This is a genomic window from Roseovarius atlanticus, from assembly GCF_019802205.1.
Taxonomy (GTDB): domain Bacteria; phylum Pseudomonadota; class Alphaproteobacteria; order Rhodobacterales; family Rhodobacteraceae; genus Roseovarius; species Roseovarius atlanticus_A.
Map to the genome: position 1 here is coordinate 1,990,716 of NZ_JAHVHQ010000003.1, position 12,256 is coordinate 2,002,971.

Here is a 12,256-nt window from a genome sequence, read left to right on the forward strand (position 1 = left end):
CCCCATGTCCATCGACACCGCGACCGCCGCCAAGGTGGCCAAGCTGGCCCGCATCCGGGTCGAGGAAGACGACCTCCCCGCGCTGGCCAACGAGTTCAACACCATCCTCGGCTTCATCGAGCAGCTGAACGAGGTCGATGTCGAGGGCGTCGAGCCCATGGTCTCGGTCACGCCCATGCGTCTCAAGCGCCGCGAAGACGTGGTGACCGACGGCGGCCAGCAGGACAAGGTGCTGTCCAACGCCCCCGACGCCCGCGAGGGCTTTTTCGCCGTGCCGAAAGTGGTGGAATGATGACCGATCTGAATGCAATGACCATCGCCGACGCCCGCAACAACCTGCGCGCGGGCGAAATTACCTCCGAGGAACTGACCGAGGCCTGCCTGACGGCCATCGAAGGCGCGGGTGCGCTTGGCGCTTTCGTGCACCACACGCCCGAGATCGCGCGCGAGCAGGCCAAGGCCGCCGACGCGCGGCTTCAGGCCGGCGACGCGCCCTCGATGTGCGGCATTCCGCTAGGCATCAAGGATCTCTTCTGCACCAAGGGCGTGCCCTCCCAGGCCGCCAGCGGCATCCTCAACGGCTTCAAGCCGGAATACGAATCCACCGTCAGCCAGAACCTCTTCGACGCCGGCGCCGTCATGCTGGGCAAGCTCAACATGGACGAGTTCGCCATGGGCTCGTCGAACGAGACCTCCGTCTACGGCAACGCCATCAACCCGTGGCGCCGCGGCAATGACGAAATGGCGCTGACGCCCGGCGGCTCCTCGGGTGGCTCCGCCGCTGCGGTTTCCGCCGACCTCTGCCTTGGTGCGACCGGCACCGACACCGGCGGCTCGATCCGGCAGCCGGCGGCCTTCACCGGCATCACCGGCATCAAGCCCACCTACGGGCGCTGCTCGCGCTGGGGGATCGTGGCCTTCGCCTCCTCGCTCGACCAGGCCGGCCCGATGACCAAGTCGGTGCGCGACGCCGCCATCATGCTGGAAGCCATGTGCAGCCACGACCCCAAGGACAGCACCAGCGCCGATATCCCCGTGCCGGATTTCGAGGCCATGCTGACCGGCGACATCCGCGGCAAGAAGATCGGCATCCCGAAAGAATACCACATGGACGGGATGCCCGAGGAGATCGAGACGCAATGGACCCAAGGCAAGGAAATGCTGGCCGATGCGGGGGCCGAGATCGTCGATATCTCGCTGCCGCACACCAAGTACGCCCTGCCCGCCTATTACGTCATCGCGCCCGCCGAGGCGTCCTCGAACCTGGCGCGCTATGACGGCGTGCGCTACGGCCACCGCGCCAAGCTCGCGCAGGGCGACGGCATCACCGAGATGTACGAAAAGACCCGCGCCGAAGGCTTCGGCGACGAGGTCAAGCGCCGCGTCATGGTCGGCACCTACGTGCTGTCCGCGGGCTTCTACGACGCCTATTACAACCGCGCCCGCAAGGTGCGCGCGCTGATCAAGAAGGATTTCGAGGATGTGTTCGACGCAGGCGTCGACGCGATCCTGACCCCTGCGACCCCCTCGGCGGCGTTCGAACTGGGCCGCCAGTCCGATGACCCGGTGGAAATGTACCTCAACGACGTCTTCACCGTCACCGTGAACCTCGCCGGCCTGCCCGGCATCGCCGTGCCCACCGGGCTCAACCGCAACGGTCTGCCCTTGGGTCTGCAACTGATCGGTCGGCCCTGGGAAGAGGGCGATCTGCTCAACACCGCCTACGCGCTCGAGGCGGCGGCGGGCTTTGTGGCCAAACCCGGCAAATGGTGGTAAATTGCCGCAAAACTAATCGGCAGGATCTAAGCAGATGCGATTTTCCCTTTGTGTAACGGCCCTTGTCGGGCTGACCGCCTGTTCGCCCGGAATTCCCGACAGCGGCGCGGGCGTGCCCGATAGCGGAGCCGGCGTCGGCTTCGGCACGTCGGAAGAGTATATTGCCCAGCAACGCGCCCGCGACGCGGCGCTGAGCGGCGGCACTGCCGTGCCACCGGCCGGCGCAATATCGCCCGAGAACCGCGGCCAGGCCACGCCCGGCACCCCGCTCAGCGCGACGCAAGGCGCGACCGCAGCCGCAACCGGCGGCACCGTGACCTCGTCCACCAACACCACGCGCCAGAGCGCCTCGGGCGCCTACACGCCCACCGGCGGGCTCAGTTCGGCCTCCACCAGCGACGAGATCGCCCGCGAAACCGCGGCGCGGCTCGCCGAGACCTCGCAGAACTCCGGCCAGCAGATCGTCCATGCCAGCCCCTCGAACCCCGCGCCCCAGACCGTGACCAGCGCCGGCGGCATCTCGAACGAGAACAGTTTCGACGCCGTGGGCAACGCCCGATCGATCCAGGACGATGCCGAACTGATCGCCCAGAACCGCGCCCAGTACCAGGTGGTCCAGCCCGGCGCCCTGCCCGAACGGACCGGAAATGCCGGGCCCAACATCGTGCAATACGCGCTGGAAACCAGCCACCCCAAGGGGCAGCAGCTCTATACCCGCGTCGGCCTCAACAAGCAGGCCAAGTTCCAGCGCAACTGCGCCAAGTACAACTCGGCCGACCAGGCGCAGACCGATTTCCTGGCCCAGGGCGGCCCGCGCCGCGACCGCATGGGGCTGGATCCCGATGGCGACGGGTACGCCTGCGCCTGGGATCCGCGCCCGTTCCGCGCGGCGGTGCGGAACTGACCCGCGGGCAGTCTGCGTGACAGCGCCGCTCTGGCATCCCTCGCCCAATTTCGGGCCGCGCCGCCTTGGCGCGAAACCCGACATCGTGGTGATCCACCACACCGCCATGGCCAGCGCCGAGGCCGCGCTGGAACGGCTGTGCGACCCTCAGGCGGAAGTCTCGGCGCATTACCTCATCGCCGCCGATGGCCGCGCCTGGCAGATGGTGGCGGAGGTGGCCCGCGCCTGGCACGCCGGCGCCGGATCCTGGGGTGACGTGACCGACGTCAATTCCCGCTCCGTCGGGATCGAGCTGGACAATCCCGGCGACACCCCGTTCCCCGCGCCGCTGATGACCACGCTGGAAGCCATCCTGCCCGGCATCCTGCGCCGCTGGTCGATCCCGCCAACCCGCGTGATCGGCCATTCCGACATGGCGCCGGATCGCAAATACGATCCCGGCCCGCATTTCGATTGGGAAAGACTGGAACGGGCCGGACTGGCGGGGAAGAGAGGCCATGACCCCGGCCCGGACGCCCCGCACCCGGACACGTTCAGAACCGTGGCGCGCCATGCCGGCTATACCGCGGATGTGGATGACGACGCCCTGCTCGCCGCCGTCAGGCTGCGCTACCGCCCCTTCGCCACCGGCCCGCTCTGCCCGCAGGATTACACGCCGCTGGGCCACGCCGCGCTCTGGACCTGAGCCGCGAAAGCCCTTACATCGCCTGTTGCGCGGAGGGCCGGACGGCCGCCTGCAATGCGCCATCGGCGGATTGTTTGGGAGGAAAGTCCGGACTCCACAAGGCAACGGTGCCGGGTAACGCCCGGCCGGGGCAACCCGAGGGAAAGCGCCACAGAGAACAGACCACTTCGACATCTGATCGGAGAAAGGGTGAAACGGTGGGGTAAGAGCCCACCGCGGGACGGGCAACCGGACCGGCATGGCAAGCCCCACCGGGAGCAATGCCGAATAGGGATCGCACCATGGGCCGCCTTGGCCCCGCGATCCGGGTTGGCAGCTAAAGCCTGCGGGCAACCGCAGGACCAGATGAATGGTCGTCCTACGACAGAATCCGGCTTACAGGCCCTCCGCGCGCTTCCGATCCGGCAGGTCCGATCCGGCAAGTCCGATCCGATGGTGCGGCTGCGCCGCGCTCTTTTGTTTCATTGGGGCCAGCCCCAAACCCCGGGGTATTTCCGGCCAGAGGAAGGGGGGCCGATTCTTGGCGTCACGGCACGATATCCCACGCCCACGACCAGAACCCGAACGAGACTGTCCGCCAAGAACGCCCCCGCGCCGGGCCGGCCAGGATCGCGCGTTTGGTGTGGCCCTCCCGGCCGGTCAAATTTCCGCTCACCTCTTGACCCTTTGCCGCAGGCGCATCAACGTCTTCGAGGGCTTTGACAGAAAGGGACACTCGTGGCGGTTCGAACCGATTTGCTGGACAGCACCTCGCGCATCCTGGGCGATCTGATCGGCTTTCCCACCATATCGACCGATCCCAATATCGACCTGATCAACTCGATCGCCAACCGTCTGGACATGGTCGGCGCCCGGGTCGAGATCTTTCCCGACCCCTCGGGGCAGAAGGCCAATCTCTTCGCCACGATCGGCCCCGAACGCGACGGCGGCATCGTGCTGTCGGGCCACAGCGACGTGGTGCCGGTGGCCGACCAGGACTGGGCCTCGAACCCTTTCGACATGCTGGAACATGACGGCCTGCTCTACGGGCGCGGCACCTGCGACATGAAGGGCTTCATCGCCGCCTGCCTTGCCATGGCCCCGCAATATGCCGCGCTGAACCCCGACCGGCCGCTGCATTTCGCCTTCACCCATGACGAGGAGACGGGCTGTTTCGGCGCCCGCGCGCTGGCGCATACCCTGCGCGCCAAGGGGCTGACGCCGGGCGTGGCCATCGTCGGCGAGCCGACGATGATGCGCGTGATCGAGGGCCACAAGGGCTGTTACGAGTACACCACCCGCTTTTCCGGGCTGGCGGGCCACGGCTCGGCGCCGGACCGGGGCGTCAACGCCGTCGAATACGCCGTGCGCTATATCGCCCGCCTTCTGGATCTCAAGCACGCGCTGCGCGCCCGCGCCCCCGCCGACAGCCTGTTCGAGCCGCCCTGGACCACCATCAACACCGGCCGCCTCGCGGGCGGCGTGGCCCATAACGTCATCCCCAGCGAGGCCGTGGTGGACTGGGAAATGCGCCCCGTGCAGACCTCGGATGCGGATTTCGTCAAGGACTCGCTCAAGACCTATATCGAGCAAGAGCTGCTGCCCGCCATGCGCGCGGTCGATCCGGAGTCGGATATCGTGACCGAGGTCATCGGCGAGGTCGAGGGCCTCATCCCCACCACCGACAACGAGGCGCGCACCATCGTGTCGGAACTGACCGGCGCCAACCACGCCGAATGCGTCGCCTTCGGCACCGAGGCGGGCATCTTCCAGTCCCTGGGCATGTCCGCCGTCATCTGCGGCCCCGGCTCGATCGAACAGGCCCACAAGGCCGACGAGTTCGTGGCGCTCGACCAGCTGTCGCAATGTCTCGACATGCTGGAACGATTGCAGGACAAGCTGGTTGCATAACCATGGGCGGCCACGGCCCCTCTACCGTCGCCGCCGCCTTGCCCAAACGCATGGAAGGTTCGAATGCCTGGAAAAACCGCCTCGATCGCCCTGTTGCTGACCCTGGCCCTGCCCGGCCATGCCGCCCCCGTCGAGACGCCCAACGGCACCGTGACCGGGCATTTCGGCGAAACCACCTTCGATCACCCGCTGCTGTGCGAACGCGATCCCTTCGTCATTGCCCGCACCCATGACAGCGACGGCGCCCCGGCATTCGAGGCCGCCTTCGTGCCCAATGGCGTCACCAGCATCGAGATCCGCACCGGCACCGAAACCCGCCAGTTCGGCACCGCCACCGAGGCCGCGGGCTTTCCGCTGGTGATCGAGGGAGAGGTCGATGGCACGGCCTATTCGTTCGAGGTCGCCTGCCCGGACAGCTTCAACATGTAGGCACGCGCTCGGCGGGATGTCCCGCCGCGTCCCGGCTTTTTCTTGCCAAAAATACTCAAATCCCGACCGCCGGGATCAGTCGCGCCGGAAGGTCATGTAATGCGGCACCCGCCCCTCGCGCAGGGCCTTCTGCTCGTAGCGGGTGGATATCCAGTCGTCCCACGGCTCCCGCCAGTCAGCCGGTCGCTCCGCCAGCCAGGTGAAGCCGTGGCGCGGCACCTCGACCATCGTCTGGCGCACGTAATCGGGGATATCCGTGGCCACCCGGAAAATCGCACCGGGCTTCAGGACCCGCGCCAGCGGCTCCAGGTGCTCGGGCGTCACGAAGCGCCGGCGGTGGTGGCGCTTCTTGGGCCACGGATCGGGATAGAGCAGGAACGCCCGCGCGATGCTGGCGTCGGGCAGCACGTCGAACATGTCGCGCACATCGCCGGGATGGATCGCCACGTTCTCCACGTGGCTGTCGCGCAATTGCCCCAGCAGCTTGGCCACCCCGTTGATGTAGGGCTCGCAGCCGATGATCCCCACGTCGGGGTTCCCGGCGGCCTGGTGGATCATGTGCTCGCCGCCGCCGAACCCGACTTCGAGCCATACATCACGGTCCCCGAACAACGCCTTAGGATCTATGGGGTTTCGTTCCGGGTTCACCTCCCAGTCCACCGCGCCCGGCGACCACGCGGCCAGGTCCTCGTCCAGGTAGGCTTCCTGCGATTTCTTCAGGTGCTTGCCCTTGAACCGGCCGTAGAAATTGCGCCACGGCGCGCCCGAGGGATGCTTTGCGTCCGTCATCTCAGGCCGCCCTGCGCAAAGACCCGGCGCAGCACCAGCAGCGCGGGAATGTTTACCAGGTACATGCAGATCCCGTAGACCGCCGAGGGCACGGCAAACTCCGACAGCCCCGTGCTCGCCCCGACGATATTGGCGATGGTGATCCCCACGGTGGCATTCTGCACCCCCATCTCGACCGCGATGGCCAGCCCGTCGCGCCCGGCGATGCCCATCAGCCGCGCAAGGCCGATGCCCACCGCCAACAACACCAGGTTCAGCACGATCAGGAACGGTCCCAGCCGCGCGAAGCTTTCGGTCAGCAGCGCCCAGTTGCTGGCAATCGCCGCCGCCACGATCAGCACGAAGAGGATCAGCGCCACGATCTCGCAGCCGCGCTCGATGGCCGATGCGAAGCCACTGGCATAGCGGCGGATCAGCAGCCCGATGAAGACCGGCAGCGCCGTGATCAGGAACATCGCCACGCCCACCTTCACGACGCTGATCTCGGGCGCGGCCTCGCCCATGAAATGCACCGCCGCCCAGGCCACCAGCACCGGCAGGGTCAGCACCGACAGCAGGCTCACCACAGCCGTCAGCGTGATCGACAGCGCCACGGTGCCCCCCGCCAGCTTGGTCAGCATGTTCGACGTGACGCCACCGGGGCTGAACGCCAGCAGCATGATCCCGAACGCCATGCCGCCCGCAAAGCCCCAGGCCGCGATCAGCGCATAGGCCACCAGCGGCAACAGCACCAGCTGCGCCACGATCCCCGTCAGCGCGGGTTTCGGCAGGCGCAGCACCCGGCCGAAATCGGCGAAATGCAGGCCCAGCCCCAAGGAAAACATGATGAAGGCCAGCGCCAGCGGCAGGCCGATATCCAGGATCATCCCGTCCCTCCCTTTTGGCGCAGTCTACGGGGTGCAAGGCGCCCTGTCGCGCATGAAAAAGGCGGGGAAAACTGCCCCCGCGCCCTTCCGTTTCCAGGTCCGGATCAGACCTCTTTCTTCAGCGCGTCCACCAGGTCAGTGCGTTCCCAGCTGAAGCCGCCATCGGCCTCGGGCTCGCGCCCGAAATGGCCATAGGCCGCGGTGCGCTCGTAGATCGGCTTGTTGAGGTCCAGCGCCTCGCGGATGCCGCGCGGCGTCAGATCCATGACCTTGCGCACCGCGGTCTCGATCGCCGCCGCCTCGACCTCGCCCGTGCCATAGGTCTCGGCATAGATCGACAGCGGCTTGGCCACCCCGATCGCATAGCTGAGCTGGATGGTGCATTTCTCGGCCATGCCCGCCGCGACCACGTTCTTGGCCAGGTAGCGCGCCGCATAGGCGGCCGAGCGGTCCACCTTGGTCGGGTCCTTGCCGGAAAACGCGCCGCCGCCATGCGGGGCCGCACCGCCATAGGTGTCGACGATGATCTTGCGCCCGGTCAGGCCCGCGTCGCCATCGGGGCCGCCGATCACGAAGGTGCCGGTGGGGTTCACCCACCACTCGGTCTTGTCGCTGATCCACTCGGCGGGCAGCACCTCGCGGATGTAAGGCTCCACGATGGCGCGGATGTCGTCGCTTTTCTGGTGCTCGCTCTCGTGCTGCGTGGACAGCACGATCGAGGTCACCTCGACCGGCTTGCCGTTCTCGTAGCGCAGCGAGATCTGGCTTTTCGCGTCGGGCCGCAGCGTCGGTTCCTGCCCGGATTTGCGCACCTCGGCCAGCCGCCGCAGGATCGCGTGGCTGAACTGGATGGGCGCGGGCATCAGCGCATCGGTCTCGTTCGTGGCGTGGCCGAACATGATGCCCTGGTCGCCCGCCCCGTCCTTGTCGACGCCCTGCGCGATATGCGCGGACTGCTCGTGCAGGAAGTTCAGGACATGGCAGGTGTTCCAGTGGAACTTGTCCTGCTCATAGCCGATATCGCGGATGCAGTCGCGGGCGATCTGGCCGATCCGGCCCATGTAGTTCTTCAGGCGCTCCTGGTCCGACAGGCCCACCTCGCCGCCGATCACCACCATGCCGGAGGTGGCGAAGGTTTCGCAGGCCACGCGCGCATCGGGTTCTTCGGCAAGAAACGCATCCAGCACAGCGTCGGAAATGCGGTCGCACACCTTGTCGGGGTGCCCCTCCGAAACGGATTCGGAGGTGAAAACGTAGTTGTCTCGGGACATGAAATGCTCCATTAGGGTCAGCCCCGCCACGCCAGGAAGCCGTTGTGACGGGTATCGTGCCTGCTTATGCGGGCCTCACGCGAAGGTCAATCGCTAACTCCGTGGCCTTTTACGCTTCGCGCCAGCAGTGCCCCCGCCAGCATCAGCAACGCGGCCAGCACCAGCACCGGCGCGTCGCCCGTGCGGCTGTAGAGCGTCGCCGGCAAGGGCGGCGGCAGGGGCGTGTCGATCCAGCCCGCCTCGCCCAGCGGGATATGCGCCAGGACACGCCCGGTGCCGTCGACCATGGCCGACACGCCGGTGTTGGCCACCCGCACCATCGGCAGGCCCTGTTCGGCGCTGCGCAGCCGGCCCTGCGCCAGGTGCTGATAGGGTCCGGACACCTTGCCGAACCAGGCATCGTTGGTGATCATCAGGATCATGTCGGGCCGCGCCGGCGCCGAGGTGATGTTGCGGGCGAAAACGCCCTCATAGCAGATCAGCGGCACCGCCCGGCCCAGCGGGCCCATGTCCACGATCTCGGCCCCCGGACCGGCGGAATACCCCCCGCCTTCCTCGGCGGCGAGGCCATGAATGCCGAACCGCGCCATCAGGTCGCCCAGCGGCATGAACTCTCCGAACGGCACCAGGTGATGCTTGTCATAGACCTGCTCCACCACCCCCGCGCCATCCATGTACAGAAGCGAGTTGTAATACCGCTGCCCATCCAGCCGCCGCAGGCCCAGCACCACCGGCGCGCCTTGCGCCGACGCGGCGATCCCGCCCAAGAGGTCGTCGGACTGGTGCAGGAAGGTCGGGATCGCCGTTTCCGGCCAGACCACCAGGTCGGGTCGCCCGGTCTCGCCCGGTGCGGCGGTGAACTGGCGCTGGCGGTCATAGAACATCTGCAGGTTCTCGGGCAGCCATTTCTCGTGCTGCGCCGCGTTGGGCTGCACCAGCCGCACGGTCTGCGCCTCCGGCCCCGGTGCGGCGGCCTCCACCGGCGTCAGCGCCACGCCCCCGCCGTGAAGCAGCGCGAGGCCCGCCAGGCCCGCCGCCCCGGCCATGCGCCGGCCCGCGCCAAGGTGCCACAGCGCCACCGCCGCGCCCATGATCAGCGCACAGAGGCCTAGCCCCCCGCCAAATGACGCCCAGTGCAAGAGCGGCGTATCGATCAGCACATGCCCCACCTGCGCCCAGGCGAACCCGGTGAACAGCCACCCGCGCAGCGCCTCGCCGATGACGAACGCACCCACCAGGGCCACGCCGCTGCGCGGGGCCAGCGCCCGTGCCGCGCCAAGGGCCACGGCCCAGTAGGACGCCATGAAGACCGACAGGCCCAGCACCGCGAACGGTGCCATCCAGCCATGCCGCGCCGCATCCACCAGGAACGGCTCGAATATCCAGCTGAGCGCGACCACGAAATGCCCCGTGCCCGCCACCAGGCCCAAGAGCGTCGCGGACAGCCAGCCGCCCGTCTCGCGCCACAGGCCGTAGACCAGCGCCAGCGCCATGATCGTCAGCGGCCACAGCCCCCAGGGCGCCTGCCCAAGGGCGGCGACCGCACCCAGCCCGGCGGCAAGCGCGTAACGCGGCAGCACGCGGCCCTCTCCGATCTGCCGCGCCAACGCGTCAAGACTGGCCATGGATTATACCTCGATCGCCTCGGGCAGCCGCACCCGCAGCCGCTTGATCCGTCGCGGATCGGAATCCAGCACCTGGATTTCCACGCCGCTGGGATGCTCGACCAGCTCACCGCGTGCGGGCACCCGGCCCAGCAGCATGAAGACCAGCCCGCCCAGCGTGTCGATCTCCTCCTCGTCGATCTCTTCCGAGTCGGTCAGCGACAGGCCAATCTCGGCCTCGAATTCCTCCAGCGGGGCCTTGGCCTGCACCACGTAGGACCCCGGCTTTTCCTCGGACCAGTAGGCGCCCTCGTCCTGGTCGTGCTCGTCGGCGATCTCGCCCACGACCTGTTCGATCAGGTCCTCGATCGTCACGAGGCCGTCGACCCCGCCATATTCGTCGATCACCAGCGCCATGTGCCGGCGCTCGGCCTGCATCTTCTGCAACAGCACGCCGATGGTCATCGACGGCGGCACGTACATCAGCGGGCGCAACAGCTTTTCCAGCGAATAGTCCGACCCATGCCCGTTGAACCCGTGCTTCAGCGCGAAATCCTTCAGGTGGGCAAAGCCCACGGGCGTGTCCAGCGTGCCCTCGTAGACCGGCAGACGGGTCAGCCCGCTGTCGCGGAACGTGTGCACTAGCTCGTCCATGGTGATTGTTGCGGGAACCGAAACGATGTCCGCCTTGGGTATCATGACATCCTCGACCGACAGCCGACGCAGGTTGCCCAGGCCCAGGTTCGGCGCAAGGCCGTTGGCCGACGTCTCGCCGCCGTCGCCCCCCAGGTCATCTTCCTCGCCGTTGTGGTCTTCGTCCGCGCCCAGCGCGCCGAAGAAGCGGCGGAAGAACCCGCCCTGCGTGTCGTTCTGATCCTCCGCCGGATCGTCGCCCTTGCTTGCCTCGGGCCGCGCGCCATGCGCTGCCATAGAAGAGGCGTCGTTGCTGTCGTTCATCGTACCTTTCCGAATCGTGCCCGCGTCCACGCGGTAACGGCTGTTTCAATATGGGTCAGGCAGACCCAGTTTGCCAAGTATCTCCACCTCGGTTCGTTCCATCAGGGTGGCATCCTTGTCACGAACGTGATCGTAGCCCAGCAGATGCAAAATTCCGTGAACGATCAGATGCGTCACGTGATCCTGCATCGGCCTGCCCGCCGCCTCGGCCTCTTTCGCGCAGGTCTCATAGGCGATCGCGATATCGCCAAGCTCGGGATCGGGGCCGGCCTCGGGCGGCTCCGGAAGGGCACCGTCGACCTCCGCGGCACGCTCCGCGCTTGGCCAGCTCAATACATTGGTCGGGCCCGGCTTGTCCCGGAAATCTTCGTTCAAGGCGGCAATCCGCGCATCGTCGCAGCCCAGCACGGCGATCTCCCACTCCGCCGGGTCCAGCCCCAGATGCGCCAGCGTGGCCTCCGCCGCCCGCGCGGCCAATGCCTCCAGCCCCACGTCCTGCCAGCGGTCGTCCTCGATCAGGCAGTCCACCCCACTCATTCCGGCGCCCCCTGCACCCAGCGCGCCGGGGGGTTGCCCCACTCCTCGGCACAGAACACCAGCACCGGCAGGTCGGGACGCGCCCGACCGACCTTCATCCACAGCCGGTCGATCCAGTCCATCGCCGTATCGGCAATCACCTCGTTCACCTCGTAATCGACCTCGTCGAAATCAAAGAGCGGCACCGGCACATTCAAACCGCCGTCCATGCGCCTGATTCCGAACAGCTTTCGGTAATCGCTCACGGCCTTGTTCAAAACGTGCACATCCGGCCCCACGGTGTGGATCATGACGCTGAACGTGCCCTCGCCGTCCTGGTCGGGATGCACGCCGAAATGCAGCTCCCGCGCGGTGTCGGGCAGATGCGCCAGAGCCCCGGCGATCTGCGCCAGAGCACTGCTGTCGTGCCCCGCCAGCACGTCCTCCAGCAGCTCTGCATACTCCCGCGCACTGTCGGGCGGCGGCAGGGCGCGAAACATCTGCCGCTCCCCTTCAGGCGCGGCCTCCGCCCTGCCCTTGCCGAAGAGCCGCCAAAGAGCTTCCAACAT

At 67.4% G+C, this 12,256-nt stretch carries 13 protein-coding genes, 1 other RNA gene and 1 riboswitch; of the genes, 7 read left to right on the forward strand and 7 right to left on the reverse strand.

Annotated elements, in window-relative coordinates; all coding sequences use genetic code 11:
* Positions 1-4: 4 nt before the first annotated feature.
* The 7 genes from gatC to KUV49_RS15780 all read left to right on the forward strand — a co-directional run bounded on the left by gatC (position 5) and on the right by KUV49_RS15780 (position 5,684).
* Positions 5-292: an Asp-tRNA(Asn)/Glu-tRNA(Gln) amidotransferase subunit GatC gene (gene gatC, locus KUV49_RS15750; protein WP_222450767.1), complete on the forward strand. Its 288-nt coding sequence runs from the start codon at positions 5-7 to the stop codon at positions 290-292.
* A complete protein-coding gene (gene gatA / locus KUV49_RS15755; protein WP_222450768.1) occupies positions 292-1,776 on the forward strand; it encodes an Asp-tRNA(Asn)/Glu-tRNA(Gln) amidotransferase subunit GatA in 1,485 nt (494 codons plus the stop codon). The genes gatC and gatA overlap by 1 nt, the downstream gene beginning before the upstream one ends.
* A 34-nt stretch (positions 1,777-1,810) precedes the next feature.
* Positions 1,811-2,680 (forward strand): hypothetical protein, encoded by an 870-nt coding sequence (locus KUV49_RS15760; RefSeq protein WP_222450769.1) that lies wholly within the window; start codon positions 1,811-1,813, stop codon positions 2,678-2,680.
* Between the two features lie 16 nt (positions 2,681-2,696).
* Complete coding sequence (locus KUV49_RS15765) at positions 2,697-3,365, forward strand: N-acetylmuramoyl-L-alanine amidase (RefSeq protein WP_315899520.1); 669 nt, start codon at positions 2,697-2,699, stop codon at positions 3,363-3,365.
* A gap of 29 nt (positions 3,366-3,394) precedes the next feature.
* Positions 3,395-3,759: RNase P RNA component class A (gene rnpB, locus KUV49_RS15770), an RNA gene on the forward strand.
* A gap of 323 nt (positions 3,760-4,082) precedes the next feature.
* Positions 4,083-5,255, forward strand: a complete 1,173-nt coding sequence (argE, locus tag KUV49_RS15775; protein ID WP_315899521.1) for an acetylornithine deacetylase — start codon at positions 4,083-4,085, stop codon at positions 5,253-5,255.
* Positions 5,256-5,318: 63 nt separating this feature from the next.
* Positions 5,319-5,684 carry a hypothetical protein gene (locus KUV49_RS15780; protein ID WP_222450771.1) on the forward strand — a complete coding sequence of 122 codons (366 nt, stop codon included), beginning with the start codon at positions 5,319-5,321 and terminating at the stop codon, positions 5,682-5,684.
* A 75-nt stretch (positions 5,685-5,759) separates the two neighbouring features.
* On the opposite strand, the gene KUV49_RS15785 is transcribed toward KUV49_RS15780, so the two are convergent.
* The 7 genes from KUV49_RS15785 to KUV49_RS15815 all read right to left on the reverse strand — a co-directional run bounded on the left by KUV49_RS15785 (position 5,760) and on the right by KUV49_RS15815 (position 12,256).
* Complete coding sequence (locus KUV49_RS15785) at positions 5,760-6,473, reverse strand: tRNA (guanine(46)-N(7))-methyltransferase TrmB (protein WP_222450772.1); 714 nt, start codon at positions 6,471-6,473, stop codon at positions 5,760-5,762.
* Positions 6,470-7,339 carry a bile acid:sodium symporter family protein gene (locus KUV49_RS15790; protein ID WP_222450773.1) on the reverse strand — a complete coding sequence of 290 codons (870 nt, stop codon included), beginning with the start codon at positions 7,337-7,339 and terminating at the stop codon, positions 6,470-6,472. The genes KUV49_RS15785 and KUV49_RS15790 overlap by 4 nt, the downstream gene beginning before the upstream one ends.
* Before the next feature lie 104 nt (positions 7,340-7,443).
* A complete protein-coding gene (gene metK / locus KUV49_RS15795) occupies positions 7,444-8,610 on the reverse strand; it encodes a methionine adenosyltransferase (protein WP_222450774.1) in 1,167 nt (388 codons plus the stop codon).
* A 4-nt stretch (positions 8,611-8,614) separates the two neighbouring features.
* Positions 8,615-8,664, reverse strand: a riboswitch (SAM-SAH riboswitch).
* A 32-nt stretch (positions 8,665-8,696) separates the two neighbouring features.
* Positions 8,697-10,235: an apolipoprotein N-acyltransferase gene (lnt, locus tag KUV49_RS15800; protein ID WP_222450775.1), complete on the reverse strand. Its 1,539-nt coding sequence runs from the start codon at positions 10,233-10,235 to the stop codon at positions 8,697-8,699.
* A gap of 3 nt (positions 10,236-10,238) precedes the next feature.
* The gene (locus tag KUV49_RS15805) at positions 10,239-11,171 is read right to left on the reverse strand and encodes a hemolysin family protein (RefSeq protein ID WP_222450776.1); all 933 of its coding nucleotides are present in this window, start codon (positions 11,169-11,171) and stop codon (positions 10,239-10,241) included.
* A gap of 45 nt (positions 11,172-11,216) precedes the next feature.
* Entirely contained in the window at positions 11,217-11,708 is a 492-nt protein-coding gene (gene ybeY, locus KUV49_RS15810; protein WP_222450777.1) for an rRNA maturation RNase YbeY, read from the reverse strand.
* Positions 11,705-12,256: a DUF6389 family protein gene (locus tag KUV49_RS15815; protein WP_222450778.1), complete on the reverse strand. Its 552-nt coding sequence runs from the start codon at positions 12,254-12,256 to the stop codon at positions 11,705-11,707. Before KUV49_RS15815 ends, ybeY begins: the two co-directional genes overlap by 4 nt.